General features: G+C 68.9%; 18 protein-coding genes. 12 read left to right on the top strand and 6 right to left on the bottom strand.

The genetic code is table 11. The annotated features are described in order from the left end of the window. The first annotated feature begins 95 nt into the window (after nt 1-95). The 5 genes from ASE89_RS13550 to ASE89_RS13530 all read left to right on the top strand — a co-directional run bounded on the left by ASE89_RS13550 (nt 96) and on the right by ASE89_RS13530 (nt 8,293). On the top strand, nt 96-2,660 hold the full coding sequence (locus ASE89_RS13550; RefSeq protein ID WP_056678722.1) for a TonB-dependent receptor: 2,565 nt from the start codon (nt 96-98) through the stop codon (nt 2,658-2,660). Continuing rightward, entirely contained in the window at nt 2,657-3,886 is a 1,230-nt protein-coding gene (locus ASE89_RS13545) for a YdcF family protein (RefSeq protein WP_156363497.1), read from the top strand. The genes ASE89_RS13550 and ASE89_RS13545 overlap by 4 nt, the downstream gene beginning before the upstream one ends. Before the next feature lie 194 nt (nt 3,887-4,080). Then, nucleotides 4,081-6,156 carry a glycoside hydrolase domain-containing protein gene (locus ASE89_RS13540; protein ID WP_082451529.1) on the top strand — a complete coding sequence of 692 codons (2,076 nt, stop codon included), beginning with the start codon at nt 4,081-4,083 and terminating at the stop codon, nt 6,154-6,156. Further along, complete coding sequence (locus ASE89_RS13535; RefSeq protein WP_168427681.1) at nt 6,134-7,486, top strand: MFS transporter; 1,353 nt, start codon at nt 6,134-6,136, stop codon at nt 7,484-7,486. Before ASE89_RS13540 ends, ASE89_RS13535 begins: the two co-directional genes overlap by 23 nt. A 246-nt stretch (nt 7,487-7,732) precedes the next feature. Then, nucleotides 7,733-8,293, top strand: a complete 561-nt coding sequence (locus tag ASE89_RS13530; RefSeq protein WP_056678716.1) for a c-type cytochrome — start codon at nt 7,733-7,735, stop codon at nt 8,291-8,293. Nucleotides 8,294-8,451: 158 nt separating this feature from the next. Here ASE89_RS13530 and ASE89_RS20855 read toward each other — a convergent pair whose 3' ends face one another. The 6 genes from ASE89_RS20855 to ASE89_RS13500 form a co-directional block, all read right to left on the bottom strand. Continuing rightward, complete coding sequence (locus ASE89_RS20855) at nt 8,452-8,607, bottom strand: hypothetical protein (RefSeq protein WP_168427679.1); 156 nt, start codon at nt 8,605-8,607, stop codon at nt 8,452-8,454. 89 nt (nt 8,608-8,696) lie between these two features. Then, nucleotides 8,697-9,179, bottom strand: coding sequence for a TspO/MBR family protein (locus ASE89_RS13525; RefSeq protein ID WP_192003381.1), 483 nt, complete (start codon nt 9,177-9,179; stop codon nt 8,697-8,699). Nucleotides 9,180-9,185: 6 nt separating this feature from the next. Further along, complete coding sequence (locus tag ASE89_RS21520) at nt 9,186-11,732, bottom strand: geranylgeranyl diphosphate reductase (RefSeq protein ID WP_330219061.1); 2,547 nt, start codon at nt 11,730-11,732, stop codon at nt 9,186-9,188. Beyond that, nucleotides 11,729-12,637 carry a chlorophyll synthase ChlG gene (chlG, locus tag ASE89_RS13510; protein ID WP_056678713.1) on the bottom strand — a complete coding sequence of 303 codons (909 nt, stop codon included), beginning with the start codon at nt 12,635-12,637 and terminating at the stop codon, nt 11,729-11,731. Before chlG ends, ASE89_RS21520 begins: the two co-directional genes overlap by 4 nt. 72 nt (nt 12,638-12,709) lie before the next feature. After that, nucleotides 12,710-14,062 (bottom strand): transcriptional regulator PpsR, encoded by a 1,353-nt coding sequence (gene ppsR / locus ASE89_RS13505; protein ID WP_236701797.1) that lies wholly within the window; start codon nt 14,060-14,062, stop codon nt 12,710-12,712. 108 nt (nt 14,063-14,170) lie between these two features. Then, a complete protein-coding gene (locus tag ASE89_RS13500) occupies nt 14,171-14,944 on the bottom strand; it encodes a cobalamin B12-binding domain-containing protein (protein ID WP_168427677.1) in 774 nt (257 codons plus the stop codon). A gap of 356 nt (nt 14,945-15,300) precedes the next feature. Here ASE89_RS13500 and bchF point away from each other — a divergent pair, with 356 nt between their 5' ends. Genes bchF through ASE89_RS13465 form a run of 7 tightly spaced genes read left to right on the top strand, consistent with a single transcriptional unit; the run spans nt 15,301 to nt 25,297 of the window. Continuing rightward, on the top strand, nt 15,301-15,840 hold the full coding sequence (bchF, locus tag ASE89_RS13495; protein WP_056678704.1) for a 2-vinyl bacteriochlorophyllide hydratase: 540 nt from the start codon (nt 15,301-15,303) through the stop codon (nt 15,838-15,840). Next, a complete protein-coding gene (locus ASE89_RS13490; protein WP_056678701.1) occupies nt 15,837-17,138 on the top strand; it encodes a ferredoxin:protochlorophyllide reductase (ATP-dependent) subunit N in 1,302 nt (433 codons plus the stop codon). Before bchF ends, ASE89_RS13490 begins: the two co-directional genes overlap by 4 nt. Then, nucleotides 17,138-18,691, top strand: coding sequence for a ferredoxin:protochlorophyllide reductase (ATP-dependent) subunit B (gene bchB, locus ASE89_RS13485; protein WP_056678699.1), 1,554 nt, complete (start codon nt 17,138-17,140; stop codon nt 18,689-18,691). Before ASE89_RS13490 ends, bchB begins: the two co-directional genes overlap by 1 nt. Continuing rightward, nucleotides 18,681-22,229, top strand: a complete 3,549-nt coding sequence (locus ASE89_RS13480) for a magnesium chelatase subunit H (RefSeq protein WP_056678697.1) — start codon at nt 18,681-18,683, stop codon at nt 22,227-22,229. The genes bchB and ASE89_RS13480 overlap by 11 nt, the downstream gene beginning before the upstream one ends. A gap of 10 nt (nt 22,230-22,239) precedes the next feature. Further along, the gene (gene bchL, locus ASE89_RS13475) at nt 22,240-23,142 is read left to right on the top strand and encodes a ferredoxin:protochlorophyllide reductase (ATP-dependent) iron-sulfur ATP-binding protein (protein WP_056678693.1); all 903 of its coding nucleotides are present in this window, start codon (nt 22,240-22,242) and stop codon (nt 23,140-23,142) included. Then, nucleotides 23,142-23,840 carry a magnesium protoporphyrin IX methyltransferase gene (gene bchM / locus ASE89_RS13470; RefSeq protein WP_056678690.1) on the top strand — a complete coding sequence of 233 codons (699 nt, stop codon included), beginning with the start codon at nt 23,142-23,144 and terminating at the stop codon, nt 23,838-23,840. Before bchL ends, bchM begins: the two co-directional genes overlap by 1 nt. Then, the gene (locus ASE89_RS13465; protein WP_056678687.1) at nt 23,837-25,297 is read left to right on the top strand and encodes a BCD family MFS transporter; all 1,461 of its coding nucleotides are present in this window, start codon (nt 23,837-23,839) and stop codon (nt 25,295-25,297) included. Before bchM ends, ASE89_RS13465 begins: the two co-directional genes overlap by 4 nt. Nucleotides 25,298-25,304: the final 7 nt, after the last annotated feature.

Raw genomic sequence — 25,304 nt, 5'->3', positions numbered from 1 at the left:
ACCAGATAGCCGATTAGTTTATTTCGTGAAATTAATTAATTTTGTCATATTCCCCGACCAACGGCTGACATATCAATCGGGTGGGAGAAACAATCATGACAAAACACGGCTTGCGTTCGGGATGTGCGCTGATCGCGCTGGGGATTGCGGCACAGACGCCGGCCTGGGCACAGACGGCGCCGTCGGCCCCCGCCGCCACCACCGCGACCGCTGCCGACCCGGCCAGCGACCCCGCCCAGGGTGATCCCGCTCAGTCCGATCCCGCCCAGGCCGACCCCGTAGCCGGCACCGACATCATCGTTACCGGCTCGGCACGCGAGCAGCGTCGCTTCGACGTCTCCTATGCGGTCAATTCGCTCAGCAATGCCGACATCCAGAAGCTCGCGCCGCTCAACTTCGCCGATCTGCTCGGCAAGCTGCCCGGCTTCGCGGTCGAGAATACCGGCGGCGAGGTCCAGAACATCATCCGGCTGCGCGGTCTGCCCAGCGACGGCGGCCTCGTCACCTTCCAGCAGGACGGGCTGCCGCTGTTCCATGAGAATGACGGCAACTTCTTCCGCGGCGACAGCCTCAACCGCTTCGACCTGATGACGCAGCGCGTCGAAGTCGTGCGCGGCGGCCCCGCCCCCGTCTATGCGAGCTATGCCGCCGCGATCGTCAACAACATCACCGTCTCGGGCACCGACACGGTGCGCGGCAAGGCACAGCTCACGCTCGGCGACACCGGCCTCTACCGGATCGACGGCTATCAGGCCGGGCCGATCGACGACTCGACCTATTACGCGATCGGCGGTTTCCTCCGCCGCCACGACGGCTATCGCGACAACGGCTTCCCCAACGACCGCGGCGGCCAGGTCCGCGCCAACATCAAACATGACTTTTCGAACGGGTCGCTGCGCGTGTCGGGCAATTACCTGAACGACCACAACGTCTTCTACCTGCCGATCCCGACCGCCGACCCGCGCGATCCGTCCAAGTCGCTCAACCAGTATATCGACTTCTTCAGCGGCACGATGAACTCGCCCGCATTGCGCAACGCGACGATCCGCTACCGCGAGGCCGACGGCACGACGCGCAACGTCGGCGCCGATCTCGGCAATGGCCGCCACACGCAGTTCGGCAATATCGGCGTTCAGTACGACGCCGATTACGACGGCTGGAAGGTCGCCGCCAAGGGTGGGATCAGCATCGGCAAGCTCCACTTCAACGCGCTCTATTCGACCAGCAATCCGTCCGACGCGACCGCCTTTGCGGGCAGCTATCTGACCGCCGCGCGCACCGCCTTCGGCGCGGGCGTCACCCGCCTCGGCTATGCGATCGCCGGCACCGACGGCGCCGAGGTCTATGACCCCAATGCGGCTTCCGGCCTGGTCGTCCCCGCGCAGTTCCGCGACGTCACGTCGAAATTCTACTCGACCCAGGGCGATCTCAGCGTCACCCGCTCGATCGCGACCGGCTTCGGCACGCACGACCTGCGCGTCGGCGTCTATGGCAGCCTGTACGGCGAAACCAACGAGGTTGCCTATCAGGACTATCTGCTCGAGGTCCGGGGCAAGCCGCGCACGCTCGACCTGATCGCCTATAACGCCGCCGGCCAGGCGCTCGGCTCGGTGACCGACAATGGCGTGCTGCGCTATACGACCACGCTCAACCGCGGCAACACCGACGCGTCGATGTACGCCTTCTACGCCAACGACACCTGGGAACTGACCCCGGGGCTGAAGATCGACGGCGGCATCCGTCACGAACGCTACAGCTTCGACGGCTATGCCTTTGCGACGACCTCGGCCAATCTCGGCGACCCGACGACGCTCGCCGACAATGCCGTGCGCGCCTTTACCGGCCAGATCATCCGCTCCTCGCTCGCGCCCGACATCACCAACTGGACCGCGGGCATCAACTACGACGTCACCCGCCATCTCGGCGCCTATGCGCGCGCCTCGCATCTCGAAACCCCGCCCTCGACCCAGGTCACCTATCAGATTAACCCGACGATCCTGACGCCCAAGGCCAACCAGTATGAGGTCGGGCTGAAGGCGGCGTTCGGACGGTCCTATCTCTATGTCATCGGCTTCTACACGCGCTACGACCCGCTCAACGCCTCGTTCGTTGCGCTCGACCCGGTCACCGGCCGCAACGACCAGTCGGTGCCGTTCGTCGGCAAGGCGGACATCAAGGGGATCGAGATCGACGGCAATCTCGCGCTGCCCTACGGCTTTGCGATCACTGGCGCGGTCACGGTCAGCGATCCCAAGTACAAGAGCCTCGTCAACGCGAACGGCGCCAGCGCGGGCGATGTCGAGGGCAACCAGCTCGTCCGCGAGCCCAAGGTCTATGGCAATATCCGCCCCTCGGTCGATTTCGACATCGCGGGCAATGCGGTCCAGCTCTATGGTCGCTACGAATATGTCGGGAAACGCTATGTCGATTTCTTCAACAACACCGCGCTGCCCGCCTATGGGACGGTCGGCGCGGGCATCACGCTGACGCGCGACACGTGGCAGATGCAGGTCGTCGGCGACAACATCTTCAACGCCAAGGGCCTGACCGAGGGCAATACGCGCACCGACCAGCTCAGCGGCCAGGGCACCGCGGACGCAATCTACGGCCGTCCGATCTTCGGCCGCAACGTCCGCCTCGTGGTCAGCAAGTCCTGGTGACCGGCCTGCGGATGATCCTCGCGGCGGCGCTGGCAGGCAGCGCATCGGTGCCGCTCGGCGCGCAGGGACCGGCACAGGCAACGACCGGGCAGATCGGGGCAGTCGGGCAATCCCCCGACGCCCCGATCGACGCGCTTTCGCAGCGCCTGTTTCCCCGGCTCGTCGCGTTGCGCACGACGCAGGGCTGGGCGCAGGCGCTCGACCGCGACCCGGCGATGCGCACGCTGCAGGCCGCCCGCACCGCACGGCGCGCGGCATGCGGCACCACAGCCGCCTGCACGATCGAGGCGGCGATCTGGACGACCGAGGACCGCGCCGCACTCGTCGCGATCCTCGGCCGGCTCGCGGCCAAGCGCGGGCTGCCGCCGCTCGCACCGAACGCGGATCTCGCGCCGGTCGCGGCGATCGATGCCGAGCTCGACGGGCTGAACGCGGTGCTGCGCGTCTATGGGCTCGGCCATCCGTCACGCTATCCCGCGATCGACGGCCCCGTCTTCACCCCCGCGGTGCCGCTTTTCGCCGACGGCGTCGCAGTCGGCATCGAGTTCGCCCGCGCCGCCTCGGGCGCCGCACCCGACACGCTCGACGGCAGCGTCGCGCTCGCGCTCGCGCTGCTCGATGGCAACGACGCGACCGCGGCGACGCTGTTCGAACCGCTCGACGACCGCGAAAATGCCGGCGCCCGTGCCGCGGCCGCACGCACCGACTGGGCCGCCTTCCGCTATACCGCGCTGATCGTGCCCGGCGTCGGGCCGGAGGACAGCGCCACACGGCTCAGCCCGCGCAGCAAGCTCCACGCGCTGCTCGCCGCGCAACGCTTTCGCCAGGGGCTCGCCCCGTTCATCCTCGTCTCGGGCAGCGCGGTCCACCCGCGCGGCACGCGCTTCGTCGAAGCCGTCGAGATCCGCCGCGCACTGATCGAGCGCTACGCAATCCCCGCCGATCGCATCATCCTCGAACCCTATGCGCGGCACACGACGACCAATCTGCGCAACGCCACGCGGCGGATGGTCGCGCTCGGCATCCCGCTCGACCGGCCGACGCTGATCGTCACCGACGCGCAGCAGAGCGCCTATATCGAAAGCCCGACCTTCACCACGCGCAACACCGCCGAGCTCGGCTACATGCCCGGCACGATCGGCCGGCGGCTATCCGTCTACGACCTCGAATTCCGCCCGTCGCGCCAGTCGCTCCGCCAGGATCCCCGCGATCCGCTCGACCCATGACCAATGTCCTTCAGCGGTCAGACCCCGCAAACACAAACTCCCCAACCCCAACCCCAACCCCCACCCCGGCGAAGGCCGGGGCCCAGTTGGGAAACGACACTGATCGGGAACAACGCGCGTTCCTCCCCGCCATCCCGACCCCACTCCAACCGCGACGGTCACGCCGCATCCTCACCCATCCGCTCGTCCTGACCATGCTGCTAGTTCCGGCCGCCGCATCCGCCCAGGACACCCCCGCCGATCTCGTCGACCCCTTCGTCGGGACACTCGCCGATTTCGGCCAGCTCACCCCCGCCGCGGTCGCGCCGTTCGGCATGGTCCAGCTCGGCCCCGACACCAGCCCCGCCAACCACGCCGGCTATGATCACGCGGCCACCACGTTGCTCGGCTTCTCGCACACGCGCGGCGTCGGCGTCGGCTGCGGCGGTGCGGGCGGCGACCTGATGATCGCGCTACGCTATGCCGGTAGCGATGCGGCTCCCGCACAGATCGACAAGACCCGCGAACGCGCGCGCGCCGGCACCTACAGCGTCCGCTACGACGGCGGCATCCTTGCCGAGACGACCGCGACGCGCGGCGGCGGCGTGCTGCGCTTCACCGTACCGCGCGCAGGCACGCTCGACCTGCGGATCGACCCGCGACGCAGCTATGCCAAACGGCTCTCGGCCAACTGGGCACGCCTCGACAGCGACGACCTGCGTGCCGATCTCGTTGCGGGCACCGTCTGCGACCAGGGCGCCTATCGCCTCCACACCGCCAGCCGGATCCGGGTCAACGGTCGCCTCGTGCATCGCCGGCTGAGTGTCGGCACCGGTGATCTGGCGACGCTCCGCCTCGTCGCCCGCGCGGGGGACCGGATCGAGATCCGCACCGGCCTGTCGAGCGTCGACGGCGGCGGCGCGGCGCTGACCCGCGACACCGAACTCGGCGACCGGCCGTTCGCGACCATCGCCGCGGCGACCCGGTCCGACTGGAACCGCGTGCTCGGGCGGGTGGTGCCGACCGGTCCGCGCGACCGCCGCGCGCTGTTCTACACTTCGCTCTACCGTGTCATGCAGACCCCGGTCGCAATCGACGATCCGGACGGCCGTCACCGCGACAAGACCGGCCGCATCGCCGTCTCGCCCAAGGGCACGACGCGCTATGCCAGCTGGTCGCTCTGGGACAATTACCGCACGCAGATGCCGCTGCTGGCGCTGCTCCAGCCCGACCGCAGCCCCGACATCGCCGCCTCGCTGGTCGCGCTCTATGCCGGCGGCAAGCCGCAATGGTCGACCCGCGACGAACCGTTTCTGACGGTGCGCACCGAACATGCTGGGATCGCGCTGCTCGACCTGCACCGCAAGGGGATCGCGTTCGACACGGACGCGGCGCTCGCCGGCATGGTCGCGGACAGCGCCACGCTCAAGCGCGGCACCCCAGACGAACAGATCGAGGCCGCCTATGACGACTGGGCGACCGCCGAACTCGCACGCGATCTCGGCCGCACCGATCTCGCCGCGCGCTTCACCGCAAAGGCGCTGTCCTACCGCCCAATGTGGCGCTCGGTGTTCCAGTCGCCCGGCGCGGACAGCGACGTCGTCAAGGCGCGCGGTCTCTACCAGGGCACATTGTGGCAATATCGCTGGGCACCGGTCTTCGATCTCGGCTGGATCACCCGGACCGTCGGGCGCGCGCGGCTGCTGGGCGAACTCCAGACCTTCTTCGGGCAGGGCCTGTTCAACATGACGAACGAGCCCGACATCCACGTCCCCTGGATGTTCGCCGCGCTGGGCGAGCCCCGGCCGACCGCGGATCTCGTCCGGACGATCCTGACCCGGCCGATCGCGCATCCCTATACCAACAGCGGCAAGCTCGCGGTGCCGTTCGTCGGGCCCAGCTTCGCGCTGGCGCCGCAGGGATTTGCCGACGGGATGGACGATGACGCGGGCGGCATGACCGCCTGGTACGTCTTCGCATCGCTCGGGCTCTATCCGCTGGTACCGGGAGAGCCTTGGTACGTCCCGACGACGCCCGCGTTCGAACGGGTCCGTCTCGATCTCGGCAAGGGGCACGTGCTCCTGATCCGCCGCGACGGCCCAGCGGACGGCGTCGTCCAACGGGTGACCCTGGACGGACGCGCGCTGTCGCAAACGCGGATCGATCATGCCGATCTGATGCGCGGCGGTACGCTGGTCGTCACCACGCAGGCGCCGCCCACGCAAAATGTCCCGCAACTGCAAGACAGCCGCGCTAGGGTCGCGGTCGATGGCATGTTCCCCCCCCGATAACGCCGCCGCCGCCGCGCCGCCTGCCACGGCGCGGATGCTCGGCTATGCGAGCGGCAATTTCGGCAAGAATCTGCTCGCCTCGACGATGGACGTCTTCCTGATGTTCACGCTGACCGAATATTGGGGGATATCGCCGCTCGCCGCCGGGCTGATCGTGATGCTCGGGCTGGTCTGGGACGGGCTGTGCAACCCGCTGCTCGGCCGCCTGCTCGACCGCGCCACCGACCGCGCGGGGCTCTACCGCCGCCTCCTCGTCCTCGCCGCCCCTGTCGTCACCATCCCCTTCACCATCCTCTTCCTCCTCCCCACCCCCCAGCCATCCTTCATAATTCCCTGGGCGATCAGTCTCGTACTGGTTTTCCGCACCGCCTATGCGACCTGCGATGTCGCGCATAATGCGCTGATGATGCGGATGACCGGACCGCGCGGTGCCGCGACGACGCTGTCGGCCTTGCGGTACATGTTCAGCTGCCTCGGCGCGCTGGCGGTCGCCGGGTCCGCCCCCGCCTTTGTCGACCCCGCGCTCGCGGGCGGTCATCGCCTCATCGTCACCACGGCCTGTGCCGCCCTCGCCTATGTCGCGACGCTGTGGCTGGCCGCCGCATCGGGGCCGGCCGCCACCCCGCGCCTCCCGCGAACCCCATCCATCCCGCAAACGCCGCTCCGGGTCTGGATCCTCGGCAATCGTCCGTTCTGTGCGCTGCTGGTGTTCGGTTTCGCGCAGGCGCTGACGCTGCCGGTCTTTGCGCGATCCTTCGCCTATATCGGCAAGGGGGTGATCCACGACCCCGACTGGACCGCACGCGCGCTCACGACGCTCGCGTTGTCGCAACTCGTCATGCTGCCGGTGTGGGTCGCCGCGAGCCGGCGTGCCAGCCAGCGCGGCATGCTGGCGGTCGCGCTGATCCTCGTCGCGGTCGGATCGGCGGTGTTCGCGACGGGACCGCGCGGCATGATGGCGGGGATCGCGCTGTTCGGTGCGGGCAATGCCGGCGTGCAGATGATGATCTGGGCGCTGCTCGCCGACGCGATCGATCACGGCGAGCGCCAGACCGGCGTCCGGCTCGAGGCGGTGCCGGTCGCGTTGCTGCTCCTGACGCTGAAGCTGGGTGGCGGGATCGGCGGTGCGCTGTTCGGTCAGGGCCTGGCGCTGGCCGGCTGGACCGGCACCGCCCCGCTCGGCGAGACCGGCGGCGGACAACTGCTGGCCATGGCGTGGGCGATGCCGGTGGCGGGCGCGGTCATCGGAATCGCGATCTTGTGTTGCAGATCCGTACCGGTGCGGAACGTTCCTTCATCCTTGCAGCGCGCAGCCTGCCCAAGAGCGTGAGCAGATCCCGCGCCGGATAGCGGCCGGCCCCGTTGTCATACATCGCCCCGCACGTCGGTATATCGAACCATGCCGCGCATTTCGCGGTCGCTATCTCCGGCGCATCCCCGCGCCCTCCGACGCCTTTCCGGGGGCCGCTCCTTACAGTTGCTGAAACAAAGTGTTGGACGGCAGATACTGTGAAGAATAATAGACAGTGTACAGCCTGGCATGCGGACCCGGCGCTTGGTCGAGAGGAGCAAGATTATGAAATCAGCATCCACGATTCGGTTTGGACATCTGGCACTTTGCGTCGCGCTCTCGGCGACGGCGCTCTCCGCCTGCTCGAAAAAGGCGGCCGAGGAGCCCGCCGCGGGCGAAACCGCTGCCGCCGCGCCGGAAGCCGCTACCGCAAACGCCGCGGCTCCGGCTGCGGCTGCCGCGCCGGCGGCGACCGCATCCGCCGCAGCTCCGGCTCCGGACAATGTCGATACGCTCAGCGGCGTCAAATTCGCCGGCTATACGGGCGATGCCGCCAAGGGGAAGACCGCGTTCATCACCTGCCAGACCTGTCACGCGGTCGAGGCCGGCGTGAACAAGATCGGCCCCTCGTTGTACGAAGTGGTCGGCCGCGCCGCGGGAACGGTCGCCGGCTACACCTATTCCGCCGCCAACAAGAATAGCGGAATCACCTGGACCCCCGAAAAGCTGTTCCAATATCTGGAAAAGCCGCAACGTGTCGTTCCGGGTACCAAGATGGCGTTCCCGGGTATCCCCGATCCGCAGAAGCGCGCCGACGTGATCGCCTATCTGCAAGCCGGCGGCTGAGCCGAACCGCCGCCCCTGCCCCACCGGTCCCGCTCCTGCCTGTTGCGGGACCGGGCGGGATCGGTCGCAGCTTCGCTTGACCGCGCGACCATGGTCGGTCGCCGCAGAGCAGGGTGTGAAACGCCAGGACCGGTCCTGCATCCTGGCATGATCGACATTCAGCCTCGCGCCGTCCTTGCCAGATCGGCGAGATGGACCGGAAGCGACACGAGGAGCGGTACCGCGACCCAAGGCCAGTCGAGCCCGGTCAGCGCGGCGCGCAGCGCGACCAGCATCAACATGCCTGGCGCCAGCCGGAGTGCCGCGGTCGCCATGCTCCACCCCTGCCGTCGCAGCCAGAGAAGTTCGAGGGCGAGAACCCCCAGCACGATTTCGACCGCGTGCCCGCTGGCGAACAGCCAGGTCAGGAAAAGGGTCCGTTGAGCTGGACGATCGCCAGATTGAGGTAACCCGCGAACCCCACCCACAGCAGATAGGGCAGCAACAGCGCTGCCGCAGACCGCGAATGCCGGGCCAGGATGACGATGAGAAACAGGATCGACAGCCAGAGCACGACCATCTCTGCAACCGCCCAGTCGGGCCGCTGCAGGCGGAAGAAGACGAGGCTCCACAGGATGTTGAGAAACCCGTTTCCCGCGAACAGCCCGAGCAGCCATTCGCGCTCGCGCCACCCCGCAATCGCCCGCCACCCCGTCACGCCTGCCAGGGCCGTGCAGCTGTAGATCGCGGTCCAGGCCAGCCCATAGGCGGCGTCGGGCGGTGCCCAATGCGGCTTGAGCAGACTGGCATACCAGGATCCGGTGTCGATGATCGTCGCGCCCACCAGCGCCACCAATGTCGCGAGCAATGCCGCGATGCACACCGGAAAGATCCAGACCCTATCCATCGTGCATCAGCTCGCGGTCTGCAGCAGATGCTGCATGTCCTTGACGAAGATCCGTGCATAGGCGAGCGGCCGCGCATAGATCAGCCGCTTGTTCATATAGGCGTGCCAGGTCAGATGCTGGACGTCGCGGTCGGCGCACATCGCCACGAAGCGTTCGCGTCGGCGATCGTCGCGGTACCAGAAATGCTGCATGATCGCGAGGATGCGGAACACCAGCCCATGCGCGCGCATGAACCGCCGCCGCGCCGCGCCGAGCGCCTTGGGGTCTCCGCTGGCGAGGAAGGTATCGACCGCCTCGGCGGCGAACCGCGCGGACAGCATCGCGTAATAAAGCCCCTCGCCCGAGGCCGGCGCGACCGCCCCCGCGGCATCGCCGATTACCAGCACGTCGCGGCCATTATCCCATCGCCGCAACGGGCGGAGCGGGATTGGCGCGCCCTCGCGACGCAGCGTCACGCACGTTTCGAGCCCGAGCCGCACGCGCAACCGGCTGGTCGCGTCACGCAAACCATGCCCCTTGTGCGCGCTGCCGACGCCGATGCTCGCGGTGTCGCCGTGCGGGAACAGCCAGCCGTAGAAATCGGGCGAAAATTCGGCCTGATAGAAGACGTCGCACCGGGTGCGGTCGAACGCCGCGGTGCCGGGTTGCGGCGTACGGATCACCTCGTGATAGGCGAAGACGCACGGGTTGCGCACCGCATCGTCGAACACCGCCTCGGCGACGCGCGACCGGGCGCCGTCCGCACCGATCACGCACCGCGCGCGGACGCGATGATCGCCCTCGCCATCGGTATAGCGGACCTGTGCGCCACCATCGCCGTCGCGGACGATCGCCTCGAACCGCCCGGTGCGCCTCTCAGCGCCCTGTTTGGCAGCGCGGTCGCGCAGCCACTCGTCGAACGTGTCGCGGTCGACCATGCCGACATAGCCGCCCGCGCCGCTCGGATCGACCGGCATGTCGACCGCACGCCGCGACGGCGCGATCATCCGCGCGGTTCGCGCCCGCCCGACGATCAGATGATCGGGAATCGCGAAATCACGGATCAGCCGCGGCGGGATGGCGCCGCCGCACGGCTTGATCCGGCCCGCGCGATCGAGCAGCAGCACCGATCGCCCCGCCTGCGCCAGCTCGGCAGCGGCGGTCGCCCCGGCCGGGCCGCCGCCGACCACGACGCAATCATAGGTCGTCATGCCGCCGCCGCGCGCGCGCGCGACTGGCGTCATGTCCTGCCAGCGACCCGGCCTGCGCATCGCCAGCCCTGCGGCGGCGACGAAGACCAGCGCCTCGACCAGGAAGACCAGGGTGAAGACGGTGGCGGGAGAGTCGATCCGGCTCCGCCCGAGATCGACGCCCGTCGCGCCGAGCAGCCCGCCGAGCCCGAAGGCGATCGCCTGCGCCGCGCCCCACACGCCCATGCGGAGTCCCGCCTGCTCCCGCCCCTCTGCCTGCCCGCGTCCCGCCAGCGCGATCATCGCGCCGATCGCCGCGACCGCGAAGACGCCATTGGCAAGCCCGAGCAGCGCGACATTGGCGGTCAGCGGCCAGCCCGGCCCGATCCGCGCCGCCAGCGCGAGCCCCGCCAGCGCCGCCGCCGACCCGAGACACCCGCCACCGATCCACCAGCGCAGCCCGCGCGTCTCCCCGCCTTCACCCCGCCCGCCGCCAAACGCCCCGCCGCCGACCCCCGCGACGATCATCCCGACGAGCACACCCCCGTGCTGCACCCCGGACAACTGCGTCGAGGCACCCGGCGCGAACCCGAACACCAGCCCGGCGAACGGCTCGAGGATCAGGTCCTGCATCGCATAGGCCAGCATCGAGACGAAGACGAAGAGCGTGAAGCGGCGCGCCTCGCCATCGTCCCAGATCGTCCGCAACGCCGTCGTCAGCGTAGCCGATCGCTCCCCTCGCCGCGACGCTTCAACCCGCGTGGCGAGTGCCCTGGACGGTGCAGCCCCCTCGACGCCGAGAAGCGCCACCACGGCCAGCGCGAATGCACACGCCGCGACGCCGGCCGCGACCTGGGTCAGCCGCGCTGCGGAAAAGGGTTTGAGCAGCGCACCGGCTATCCCCGCCGTCACCGCGATCCCCGCGACCATCATGATCCAGGTGATCGCCGCCGCCGCCGCGCGCCGCTCGGGCGCGACTCGGGTCGCGAGCAACGCCAGCAGCGAGGTGCCCGCCGCGCCCACGCCCATGCCGATCATCGCAAACGCGGCAATCGCGAGCGCCAGCCCCCCGGGCGCGCGTGCGGCGAGCAGCGGCAGCGCGGCGACCGCGAGCAAGGCGCCGAGCGCGAGCACCGCCATACCCCCTATGATCCAGGGTGTCCGCCGCGCGCCGCGATCCGAACCATGCCCCCAGACCGGTCGCGACAGCTGGACCGCATAATGCCAGGCGACCAGACCTGCGGGGAGCGCCGCGGGCAGCGCATATTCGACCACCATCACGCGGTTCAGCAGCGAGGTCGCCAGCATCACGATCGCGCCGATCGCGCTCTGCACCAGCCCGAGCCGCCCGATACCGAGCCAGCCGAGCGGGACCGCGCTCACAACCCCGCGACCCCGCCGAGCCCGAACGCCGACGCCAGCATCCCGAGGACATAGAGCGTCGTGCCGGTCGCATTATACCACGGTGTGTTCTTGAGCGGATCGCGCAGCAGCCGCACCATCAGCGCCAATTGCCCCGCCAGCAAGGACGCGACCAGCAGCGCGACAAGCGCGTGCCCCCACAACGCCAGCAAGCCGATCACCGCGACCTGCGGGACCGCCATGACGATACAGGCCAGCCGGGCGGCGCGATCCACCCCCAGCACGATCGGCAGCGAGCGCAGCCCCATCATCCGATCGCCCTCGACCGCCTTGAAGTCGTTGAGCGTCATGATGCCGTGCGCGCCGGCGGTGTAGAGGCCGAGTATGACCAGCACCGCAGCATCGGGCCAGCCGCCCGTCATCGCCGCCGCACCGGTAAACCAGGTCAGCCCCTCATAGGTCAGCGCGACCACCGCGGGGCCCCAGATCCCGCTCGCCTTGAACCGGAATGGCGGCGCGCTATAGGCCCAGGCGCAGGCCAGCGCGACGCCGGTCGCCGCGAACACCAGCGGCCCCATCGCCGCCCCGACCGCCGCCGATATCAGGCTGCCCGCGATCGCGATCCACAAGCCCCAGCTGCCGGCGATCCGCCCCGACGGGATCGGCCGCAGCGGCTCGTTGATCGCATCGACATGGCGGTCGAACCAGTCATTGGCCGCCTGGCTCGTGCCGCAGACCAGCGGCCCCGTCAGCAGGACACCCCCGACAAGAAACGGCCAGCGATCGCCCAGCGGAACGCCCGACGACACGACCCCGCACAGGAACGCCCAGATCGGTGGAAACCAGGTGACCGGCTTGAGCAGTTCCAGCACGTCGCGGGCCGCGGGCAGCGGCATCGCGACACGGGGAGCGGACAAGCGATCCATGCCAAGAAGCTAGGATCAGACGCCCTTATCTGTCAACATATGTTGACACCAATGTTGATGACATTTGCGCGTTCAGCCGTCACCCGACACGAGATTGCCAAGGCCGTGGCGGTGCAGCTTGGAATAGAGGCTTTGCCGACTCACGCCGAGCACTTCCGCCGCGGACGCGCGGTTGTCCGACGTATAGGCCAGCGCCGCCTCGATGCAGAGCCGCTCGATCAGATCGGTGCTCTCGCGCACGATCTCTTTCAGCGACATGCGCCCCACCAGCTCGGTCAGCTGCTCGACCGATCGCGGCGTGTCGTGCGCGACCAGCGGCACCTGGCGAAGGCGACGTCCGACATGGCGGATCGTGAAGCCGAAACACTCGCTGCCACCCATCGGCGCGACCACGCCGGACACCTCGATCTCGGCCTGCGCACCCGCCGCGCCGCGCAGGATCGTCGCAACGTTGCGGACCGAGCCATGTTCGCGCAGCTGCGCGACGATCAGCTCGAGATCGATGCCCGGCCGGCCCAGCCACGCGCCCAGCCGCGCGCCGATCAGCCGCTCGATCGACGGCATTTCGGTCAGCTCGACAAAGGCGGCGTTCGCGGTCAGCACCACCAAGTCGCGATCGACCAGCACGAACGAATCGGGCATGCGCTCGACCACGTCGCCGAGCGTCGCCTCGTGCCGCCGCGCACCGACGACCGGCTCGACCGCCTCGATCCGGACGATCAGCGACGGGCTGCGCGCCTGACGGAACAGCTTCGCATCGATCCGCACGTCGAGCGTGCGATCGTTCAGCCGCAGCGCAACCGGTGCGACATCGTCCGCCGCCTCCGCCGCACCGAGATGCGCGACCAGGTCGTCGCGATCATGCGGGTCGACGATCGTGCTGACCGGTGCACCGACCAGCGTATCGGCGGCGGCATCGAGCAGCCGCAGCGCCGCCGGATTCGCCTCGCGGATACGGCGCGAGCCCGCGTCGACGACCAGGATCGCGTCGGACGCCATGTCGAACAGCATCCGGTACCGCGTCTCGGCCTGGCGCAGGCGGATATAGTCGCGCTCCAGCGCCTGTTGGGTCTGCAGAAGCCGCTGCTGAGTCGCCGCCGCGCCGCGCAGGTCGCGACCGATTGCGACGAGTCGATCGGGTGTGCCCAGCGACATCACCAGATAGCGGACCGGCACGTCGCCACCCGCCGCGGGATGCGTCACCTGTCGCCAGCGCGCGGGTTCGGGACTGCCCGCCGCCGCGAGCATCTCGGCCGCCTTGGGACGGCTTTCGACCGTCATCGTGTCCATCCAGCGTTCGCCGACCCAGCCGGCAAAGCCGTGATTGGCAAGATCACCCTGCGACACCGCAACGTCGAGGATCCGCCCATCGGCGGCGAGGATGAAGGCGACGTCGCCGACGGCCGCGAGCAGCGACGCGGCCACGCGCGCGCTCAGGGCCCCGGGCGCGGCGTCGGGGCGGGCGAAGGCCCGATGCGGGGAAGAGGCGATAGTCTTGTCCATCGACGAGCGTCGCGCTCCAATCTGCAGCAATCAATTACACGCCGTGGTCCCCCATGCGCTTTCGCGGAGAAGATCGCCGGCCATTTTCAGCGCGAGTTTCGCATCGGACGCGGTACCATCGGCGCCGACTTTGGTGGCGAGATCCGGGTCTGCATTGAAAATCGCACCGCCGACCATGATGCAGACACGAGGATTTCGCGAAATCCCTCGCAACGCAGCAATGATCGATGCAAGTCCGGCGATATGGCAGTCGCAACTGATCGTCAATCCGATGATATCGAACCAATCCGCCGTCGCAGCATCCAGCAACACGGGCGTTTCCGCGTCGTTGATCCGGTCCGTCAGCCAGCCGCCATGCCGAAAGACCTCGTCGAGGACGATCGTCCCGAAACTATGGTGATCGCCCTGTAACGACGCGAATAAAGCCCGATGTCGATCGCCCGGATCTGTCCGGATGCTGGGCATGCGACCGGCAATCTCGTGCACGACTTCCTGGAGCCGCCACAACCCCATCGTGACATCGACGAAATCGCAGCGATCATCATCCCAATATTCGCCGAGCAGACGCGCAGCGGGTGCGAGCAGATCGACCATGACCGTCTCGACCGAGACGCCGCGGTCGAGGATCGTCTCGATATGCGCAAGCAGGCGGTCGGCATCGACCTGCATCACCAGCGGCGCGAAGATGCCCACCTCGACACTGTCGATCGGGCCATCCGTCCCGATCTCGGCGGAGGGTATCGCCGCACTGGCATGCGCGGCCATCAGCCGTGGAATGATCTCGCATTCGATCAGCGCAGACAAAGGGCGATCATAGTCCCCGTCATCGCGACGCGGCCCCGGACCAAGATCTCGGCGGCCATCGCTCCAGTCCCGACGTGCGAACGACCCGGTGCTCCACCGGAAACCGCGCGAATAGTGAGTAACCGCTGCCATTACCGGCTCTCCCCAGCCTGGTCGACACGCCAACAACTACAGACCGGGACCTGCATTTGGCAGATTAGCGGCGACTCGCAGCATATCCCACTTGCAATTGACTGACAACCTGACGGTTTTGCTGCATCGCACAACCTGTTCCGGATTGTGGACGTCCAAATAACTTGACACTTTTTGAGGGGCGGGCGTAAGGTCTCGATCGGAACTTGGGCAGGCGGGGCGCGATGCGAGCGAACGACCTTTCTCCGGCAGATCGGCAGGGCGGCGCGGCCGTCCCGGGCTCCGGCCGGGCAGCCGCCCCGCTCTACACGCCGGACCAGCGCGACCGCCGCGACTCGTCGGCCTGGACACTGGTCCAGGGGGTGCTCGCCCCGATCCAGTTCCTGATCTTCCTCGTCAGCCTGACGCTGGTGCTGCGCTATCTCGCGACGGGCGACGGCGTGGTCGCCGCCACGATATCGATCATGGTCAAGACGGGCGCGCTCTACGCGATCATGATCACCGGCGCGATCTGGGAGAAGCAGGTGTTCGGCCGATGGCTGTTCGCCCCCGCCTTCTTCTGGGAGGACGTGGTGAGCATGCTCGTGCTCGCGCTGCACACCGCCTATCTCGTCGCGCTTGCCCGCGACTTCGGCAGCGAGGCGGGACGCATGTGGCTCGCGCTCGCGGCCTATGCGAGCTACGTCGTCAATGCCGCGCAGTTCCTGATCAAGCTGCGGGCCGCGCGGTTGCAGCGTGCACCGGCAAGCATGGCCGCGTCATGACCGCCCCGCTTTCCACCCCCCTGCCCACCGCCCCGCAGCTTGGCCGGACCGGATGCGACGCCGCGCCCGTGCTGCGCGAACGCGGCCAGCGCGAGGTGTTCTGCGGTCTCACCGGGATCATCTGGCTGCATCGCAAGATCCAGGACGCGTTCTTCCTCGTCGTCGGCTCGCGGACCTGCGCGCATCTGCTGCAATCGGCGGCAGGCGTGATGGTCTTTGCCGAGCCGCGCTTCGCCACCGCGATCATCGAGGAGCGCGACCTCGCGGGGATGGCGGACTGCAATGACGAGCTCGACCGCATCGTCGACCAGATGCTGCTGCGCCGGCCTGATATCAAGCTGCTGTTCCTCGTCGGCTCCTGCCCGTCGGAGGTGATCAAGCTCGACCTCTCGCGTGCCGCGGCCCGGCTGTCGGTCAAGCATGGCCGCACGACCCGGATCCTCAATTATTCGGGCAGCGGGATCGAGACGACCTTCACCGAGGGGGAGGATGCCTGCCTCGCGGCGCTGGTCCCCGGCCTCGCCGCTGACGCATCCCCCGCGCCGAGCCTGATGATCGTTGGCGCGCTGCCCGATGTCGTCGAGGACCAGTTCCTCCGGCTGTTCGACGCGCTCGGCATCGGCCCCGTCCATACGCTGCCCGCGCGCCGCGCCGGGGCGATGCCGCCGGTCGGGCCCAATACGCGCTTCCTGCTCGCCCAGCCGTTTCTCGGTGAGACGGCGCGCGCGCTAGAGGATCGCGGCGCGACCCGGCTCGACGCGCTGTTCCCGTTCGGTGCCGAGGGCACGACCGACTGGCTGCACGCCGCCGCCCAGGCGTTCGGCGTCGACGCGATGCAGTTTCGGCGCACGATCGCGCCCGGCCGCGAACGCGCCAAGCGTGCGCTCGCGCATGCACGCCCGCTGCTCGAGGGACGGCGGATCAGCTTCCTCCCCGATTCCCAGCTCGAAATCCCGCTCGCGCGCTTTCTCGCAACCGAGCTCGGCATGGTCCCGGTCGAGGTCGGCACGCCCTATCTTCACCGCCGCCACCTTGCCCGCGAACTCGCGCTGCTCCCCGCCGCGACGCGGCTGAGCGAGGGGCAGGATGTCGATCGTCAGCTCGACCGCCTGCGCGCGGACCGCCCCGACCTCACCGTCTGCGGCCTCGGCCTCGCCAACCCGCTCGAGGCGGAGGGGCTGACGACGAAATGGGCGATCGAGCTCGTCTTCTCGCCGGTCCACGGCTTCGACCAGGCGGGCGACCTCGCCGACCTCTTCGCGCGACCGCTGCGGCGGCGCGACCTGCTGAGGGTGTGATGCAGCTGACCGTCTGGACCTATGAGGGACCACCCCATGTCGGCGCGATGCGAATCGCGACCGCGATGGAGGACGTGCATTATGTCCTCCATGCGCCGCAGGGCGACACCTATGCCGACCTGCTGTTCACGATGATCGAGCGGCGCGGCAAGCGCCCGCCGGTGACCTACACGACCTTCCAGGCGCGCGATCTCGGCAAGGATACCGCCGCGCTGTTCCAGACCGCGGCGCGCGATGCCTATGCGCGCTTCACGCCGGGCGCGATGTTGGTCGGCGCCTCGTGCACCGCCGAACTGATCCAGGACGACCCCGCCGGGCTGGTCGCGGCGATGGACCTGCCCTGCCCGGTCGTGGCGCTCGAACTGCCGAGCTATCAGCGCAAGGAGAATTGGGGCGCGGCGGAGACCTTCTACCAGCTCGTCCGGACCCTCGCGGCCAGCCCCGCGCCCAACCGGGCAACCGCGCGCCCGACCGCCAACATCCTCGGCCCGACCGCGCTCGGCTTCCGGCACCGCGACGACGTGATCGAAGTCCGCCGCATCCTCGATGCGCTGGGGATCGCGGTGAACGTCGTGGCGCCGCTCGGTGCGACCACCGCGGACATCGCCCGGTTGCCCGAGGCCGATTTCAACATCTGCCTCTATCCCGAGATCGCCGACAGCGCTTGCCGCTGGCTCGCGCGCGAACACGGCCAGCCCGTCGTCACCACCGTGCCGATCGGCCACGGCGCGGCGCGCGATTTCATCGCCGAGCTGGCGGCGCTGACCGGGATCGATCCGACGGGCGCGTGCGACCTTGGTCACCTTCCCTGGTGGAGCCGCTCGGTCGACTCGACCTATCTGACCGGCAAGCGGGTCTTCATCTTCGGTGACGCCACCCACGCGATCGCCGCCGCCCGCGTCGCGCGCGATGAGCTCGGGTTCGAGGTCGTCGGGCTCGGCTGCTACAACCGCGAATTCGCGCGCGACCTGCGCACCGCCGCAGCGCTTTACGGCGTCACGCCGCTGATCACCGACGATTATCTGGTCGTCGAGGAGGCGATCCATGCGCTTCAGCCCGAACTGGTGCTCGGCACGCAGATGGAACGGCATATCGCCAAGCGGCTCCGAATCCCCTGTGCGGTGATCTCGGCCCCCGTCCATGTCCAGGATTTCCCCGCACGCTACTCGCCGCAAATGGGGTTCGAGGGCGCGAACGTGCTGTTCGACACCTGGGTCCATCCGCTCGTGATGGGGCTGGAGGAGCATCTGCTGACGATGTTCCGCGACGATTTCGAGTTCAGCGACATGGCCGGCGCGAGCCATCTTGCGCCCCTCCCGGTGGCGCCCGAGACAGCGCCGCAGCCGGTATCGCCCGAGGTCGCGCCCCGCCCCGCCCCCGACGCCAGCGCCGCACGCGTCTGGTCCGCCGATGCCGAGCGCGAGCTGCTCAAGATCCCCTTCTTCGTCCGCGGGAAGGCGCGTCGCAACACCGAACGGTTCGCCGCCGAGCGCGACGTCGCGACGATCACGATCGACACGCTCTATGATGCGAAGGCCCATTATGCCCGATAGCGCCATCCGCCGCCCGGTCCCGCTGCATGTCGTGATCGTCACGCTCGACAACCATCTGTCTGGCGCCGCCGAACGCGCCGCCGCGCGGTTCGCCGCGGACGATAGCGGGATCACGATCGGCTTCCACGCCGCGGCCGACTGGGATCGCGGCACCGGGTCGCTCGATCGCTGCATCGCCGATATCGGCCGCGCCGACATCGTCATCGCGACGATGCTGTTCCTCGACGACCATATCCGCGCGGTCCTCCCCGCGCTGACCGCGCGCCGCGAGGCCTGTGCCGCGATGGTCGGGCTGATGTCGGGCAGCGAGATCGTCCGGCTCACCAGGCTCGGCGACTATCGCATGGACAAGCCGGCCAGCGGTCCGCTCGCGCTGCTCAAGCGGCTGCGCGGATCGGCCAAGCCCGGCGCCTCGTCGGGCGCGGGGCAGATGCGGATGCTGCGGCGGCTGCCCAAGATTCTGCGGTTCATCCCCGGCACCGCGCAGGACGTCCGCGCCTATTTCCTGACGCTGCAATATTGGCTGGCGGGCAGCGACGACAATGTCGTCGGGATGATCCAGGCGCTCGCCGGCCGCTATGCGGGCCACGCCGTCCGCGCCGCCGCGCCGCACGATTATCCCGAGGTCGGCGTCTACCATCCGGCGATACCGGACCGGATCGCCGACCGGGCGGACGCGCTGCCTGTTCACGGAGGCTCGCGCGGCACGGTCGGCGTGCTGATGCTGCGCTCCTATCTGCTCGGTCGTGACACTGGTCATTATGACGGCGCGATTGCCGCATTCGAGGCGCGCGGGCTGCGCGTGATCCCCGCCTTTGCCAGCGGGCTCGACTCGCGCCCCGCGATCGAGCGCTTCTTCATGCGCGACGGCGTGCGGATCGTCGATGCGGTCGTCTCGCTCACCGGGTTCAGCCTGGTCGGCGGCCCCGCCTATAACGATGCCGAGGCGGCGGAGGCGATCCTCGCCACGCTCGACGTGCCCTATGTCGCGGCGCATCCGCTCGAATTCCAGTCGCTCCAGCAATGGAGCGCGGGCCGCCAGGGGCTGTTGCCGCTCGAGGCGACGATGATGGTCGCAATTCCCGAGCTCGACGGTGCGGTCGTCCCCAGCGTGTTCGGCGGTCGTGCCGACGGATCGGGCGCCTGCACCGGGTGCGCACGCCGCTGCACGTTCACCGAATCGGAGCTGACGCGCGAGATGCGCTCCTGCCCCGACCGGGCCGAGGCGCTGGCGGGCAAGGTCGCGCGGCTGGTCGACCTGCGCCGGTCCGAACGACGCGCGCGCAGGCTCGCGGTCGTACTCTTCAATTTCCCGCCCAATGCCGGCGCGACGGGTACCGCGGCGCATCTCGCCGTCTGGGAGTCGCTCCACGCGACACTCACGGCACTCGCGGCCGCGGGCTATGCGGTGGAGGTTCCCGCCGATGTCGACGCGCTGCGCGAGGCGGTGCTCCACGGCAACGCCGCGCGCTACGGTGCCGATGCCAATGTCCATGCGCGCATCCCCGCCGACGACCATGTCCGGCGCGAGCCGCATCTGGCCGCGATCGAGGCGCAATGGGGCCCCGCCCCCGGCCGCCAACAGAGCGACGGCGCGTCGATCCACGTCCTCGGCGCGCAGTTCGGGCAGGTGTTCGTCGGGATCCAGCCCGCCTTCGGCTATGAGGGCGACCCGATGCGGCTGCTGTTCGAGGGCCGCTTCACCCCCACCCATGCGTTCAGCGCCTTCTACCGCTGGCTGCGCGAGGATTTCGCCGCGGACGCGGTCCTGCATTTCGGCACACACGGCGCGCTCGAATTCATGCCGGGCAAGCAGGCGGGGTTGAGCGGCGATTGCTGGCCCGAACGGCTGATCGGCGATCTGCCCAACCTCTATCTCTATGCCGCGAACAATCCGTCCGAAGGGCTGATCGCCAAGCGCCGCTCGGGCGCGACGCTGATCAGCTATCTGACGCCGCCGCTCGCGGAAGCGGGGCTTTACAAGGGGATGACCGAGCTCAAGGCGCTGCTCGAGCGGTGGCGCTCGTCGCCGTCGGACGCGGAGCGCGACCTGCTCGATCCGATGATCGTCGCTTCGGCGGCCGCGCTCGATCTCGACGCGCGTGATCTCGATGCCTTGTCGGCCAATCTCTACGAAGTCGAACGCGAGCTCATTCCCTACGGGCTGCATGTGCTCGGCCAGCCGCTGCCCGAGGCGATGCGCGCGCAGATGATCGCCGCGGGCGCCGATCCGTCGCTGTCGTCCGACAATCCCGAACTCGGCGCGCTGATCCATGCGCTCGATGCGGGGTTCGTCCGCCCGGCGCCCGGCGGCGACGTGCTCCGCAACCCCAAGGCCTTGCCGACCGGGCGCAATATCCACGGCTTCGACCCGTTCCGGATCCCCGGCAGCTTCGCGATGGCGCAGGGCCTCGCACAGGCCGACGAGGTGATCGCACGCCACACCGCCAGCGGCGCGCCATTCCCCGAGACACTCGCCATGGTGCTCTGGGGGACGGACAATCTGAAATCGGAGGGGACGCAGATCGCGCAGGTGCTCGCGCTGATCGGCGCACGCCCGCGATTCGACGGCTATGGCCGGCTCGCGGGCGCCGAACTGATCGCGCTCGACGATCTCGGCCGCCCACGGATCGACGTGATCGTCACGCTGTCGGGCATCTTCCGCGACCTGCTGCCGCTCCAGACGCGGATGATCGCGGAGGCCGCATGGCTCGCCGCGACCGCGGACGAACCGCTCGACCGCAACGCGGTGCGCCGCCACGCGCTCGCTTATGCCGAGCGGACCGGCTGCGACCTCGAAACCGCGGCGCTGCGCGTCTTCTCCAATGCCGAGGGCGCCTATGGCGCAAACGTCAACCTGCTGATCGACGATGGCGCGTGGAGCGACCCCGACGAGATCGCCGAGGTGTTCGAACGGCAAAAGGGCTATGCCTATGGCCGCACCGGCACCCCCGCGCGCCAGGCCGATCTGTTCAAGGCCGCGCTCGCCGGGGTCGACCTCGCCTATCAGAATCTCGACTCGGTCGAACTTGGCGTCACCGATATCGACCATTATGTCGACGCCCTAGGCGGGATCAGCCGCTCGATCACGCGCGCGCGGGGCAGCGCGGCCCCGGTCTATATCGTCGATGCCACGCAGGGCGCGACCAAGGTCCGGACGCTGTCCGAACAGGTCGAGCTCGAGACACGGACGCGCATGCTCAATCCGCTCTGGTATGAAGCGATGCTCAAGCACGGCTTCGAGGGCGTCCGCAATATCGAGGCGCACGTTACCAACACGCTCGGCTGGTCGGCGACGACCGGAGACGTCAGCCCGTGGGTCTATCAGCGGATCAGCGAGACCTATGTGCTCGACGACGCGATGCGCGAACGGCTTGCGACGCTGAACCCCAAGGCGTCGGCGCGTGTCGCCAACCGCCTGATCGAAGCGAGCGACCGGCATTTCTGGTCACCCGACGCAGCAACACTGGCCGCACTCCATGCGGCGAGCGACGACCTCGAGGATCGCCTCGAGGGTATCACCGCGGTCGCGGCATAAGGACGATATTATGGCCCTGCTCGATCCCCCTACCCGCCCCGTTGCAACCCGGCCCGATGGCGCGGGCAGCGTCCAGGTCCGGCTCGACCCCGCCGACCGGATCGGCTCCGCGAAGGTGTTCGCGATCTACGGCAAGGGCGGGATCGGCAAGTCGACGACCTCGTCCAACCTGTCCGCGGCATTTTCGCTGCTCGGCAAACGCGTGCTGCAGATCGGTTGCGACCCCAAGCACGACAGCACCTTCACGCTGACCAAGAAGCTCATGCCGACGGTGATCGACGTGCTCGAGACGGTCGAGTTCCACGCCGAGGAACTCCGGCCCGAGGATTACATGTTCGAAGGGTATAACGGCGTGATGTGCGTCGAGGCGGGGGGCCCGCCCGCGGGCACCGGATGCGGCGGCTATGTCGTCGGCCAGACCGTCAAGCTGCTGAAACAGCATCATCTGCTCGAGGAGACCGACGTCGTGCTGTTCGACGTGCTCGGCGATGTTGTGTGCGGCGGGTTCGCCGCCCCGCTGCAGCATGCCGAGCGCGCGGTGGTGGTCGCATCGAACGACTTCGACAGCATCTTCGCGATGAACCGCATCGCCGCCGCGATCCAGGCCAAGGCGAAGAATTACGAGGTGCGGATGGCGGGCGTCATCGCCAACCGGTCTGCCGCGACCGACGAGATCGACCGCTACAATGCCGCCACCGGGCTGAAGCGCCTCGCGCATTTCCCCGATCTCGATGCGATCCGGCGCAGCCGCCTCAAGAAATGCACGCTGTTCGAAATGGAGCAGACGCCCGAGGTCGCGGCGGCGTGCGATGAATATAAGCGCCTCGCCGCGTTGCTCTGGTCGGGCTGTGACGCGCTCGATGCGGTGCCGATGAAGGATCGCGACATCTTCGAATTCCTGGGGTTCGAATGATGGCCCGCCTGGTTCCCTCCACCGGCTATGCCGCGCGGCGCAACCGGCTCGAGACCTATTTCGACCGCACCGCGTCGCAGACCTGGGCACGGCTGACGTCCGATGCGCCGGTCAGCGGCATTCGCGCCACGGTCCGCGCCGGCCGCAACCGAATGCGCGAGACATTGCTGTCCTGGCTGCCCGCGGACATGACCGGACTGCGGCTGCTCGATGCGGGTTGCGGCACGGGCGCGCTGGCGGTCGAGGCGGCGCGGCGCGGCGCGGCGGTGGTCGCGATCGATCTCGCCGCCAGCCTTGTCGAGGTCGCGCGCGAGCGGTCGCCGGCCGGGCTCGCGATCGACTGGCGCGTCGGCGACATGCGCGACCCCGCGCTCGGCATGTTCGATCATGTCGTCGCGATGGATTCGCTGATCCATTACCGCAGCACCGACCTCGTCGAGCTGGTGGAGACGCTGACCCGACGCACACGCGGTTCGATGCTGTTCACCTTCGCGCCCTCGACCCGGCCGCTGGTCGTCATGCACGCGATCGGCACGCTCTTTCCCCGCGCCGACCGTGCGCCGGCGATCGAGCCCGTCCGCGAACGCGTCCTGCGCGCGCAGCTGCAGGCGAGCGTCGGCCATGCGCGGATCGGCCGCGACGCGCGCGTCGCCAGCGGCTTCTACACCAGCCACGCGCTGGAGATGGTCGCCGCATGAACCGGCTGGTCGCCTTGAAGACCGGCGCATTCTGGGCGCGGCTCGGCACCCGGTTCCTGCCGTTCGCGGACGCGGCGACCGACGACCTGCCACTCGGGCGTCTGCTGCGGCTGTCGCTGTTCCAGCTGTCGGTCGGGATGACCGCGGTGCTGCTGACGGGCACGCTCAACCGGGTTATGATCGTCGAGCTCGGCATGTCGACCAGCCTCGTCGCGGCGATGGTCTCGCTGCCGCTGCTGTTCGCGCCGCTGCGCGCGCTGATCGGGTTCCGGTCGGATCACCATGCCTCGCTGCTCGGATGGAAGCGCATGCCCTATCTGTGGTTCGGAACGCTGCTCCAGTTCGGCGGCCTGGCGATCCTGCCCTTCGCGCTGCTGGTCATGACCGGCGGCGGCACGGGCCCCGCGCTCTTCGGGCAGATCGGCGCGGCGCTCGGCTTCCTGATGGTCGGCGCGGGGATGCACACCACGCAGACCGCGGGGCTGGCGCTCGCGACCGATCTCGCCCCCGACGATGCGCGGCCGCGTGTCGTCGCGCTGCTCTACGTCATGCTGGTCCTCGGCATGATGGTCAGCGCGATCGTGATCGGCCGGCTGCTTGCCGATTTCACCCCGACCAAGCTGGTCCAGCTGATCCAGGGCGCAGCGGTGCTGACCGTCGTCCTCAATCTGGTCGCGATGTGGAAACAGGAAGCGCGGGGGCCTCGTTCGGTCGTGCCCCGGCCCGATCGCCCGAACTTCGGCGCGATCTGGGCGATATTCATCGCCCGGCCACGCACGCTGCGGCTGCTCGTCGCGGTCGGTCTGGGCGCGGCGGCGTTCAGCGTGCAGGACGTGCTGCTCGAACCCTATGGCGGACAGGTGCTCGGCATGACGGTCGGTGCGACCACCGCGCTGACCGCGCTCTGGGCGCTCGGCATGCTGGGCGGGTTCGCACTCGCCGCCAGACGGCTTGGCGAGGGCGACGATCCGCATCAGCTCGCAGGCTTTGGCGGCGTGCTTGGCGTCACCGCGTTCCTGTGCGTGATCTTCGCGGCCGCGCTGTCGTCGGTCGCGTTGCTCGGTACCGGCGCGGCGCTGATCGGCTTTGGCGGCGGACTGTTCTCGGTGGGCACACTGACCGCCGCGATGGCGATCGCCGACGCGGGGCCGCTCGACGGCCGCACCGGGCTCGCGCTGGGTGCCTGGGGCGCGGTGCAGGCGAGCAGTGCCGGCGTCGCGATCGCACTCGGTGCAGTCCTGCGCGACCTCGTCTCGGCGTCAGCGATGGCGGGGGCGTACGGCCCGACGCTCGCGACCCGGGTCACCGGCTATGCCGCGGTCTACGGCGTCGAGATTCTCCTGTTGCTCGGCACGCTCGTCGCGCTCGGCCCGCTCGTGCGCGGTCGGGGCGCGATCGTCGATGCGGTCGGCGAGCGGCCGGTGCCGCGTTTCGGTCTCAGCGAATTTCCGGTCTGAAGGGACG

This window comes from Sphingomonas sp. Leaf30 (assembly GCF_001422525.1).
Lineage (GTDB): Bacteria > Pseudomonadota > Alphaproteobacteria > Sphingomonadales > Sphingomonadaceae > Sphingomonas > Sphingomonas aerolata.
The sequence above is the reverse complement of the archived record's forward strand: the minus strand, read 5'-3'. Positions and strand labels throughout refer to the sequence as shown.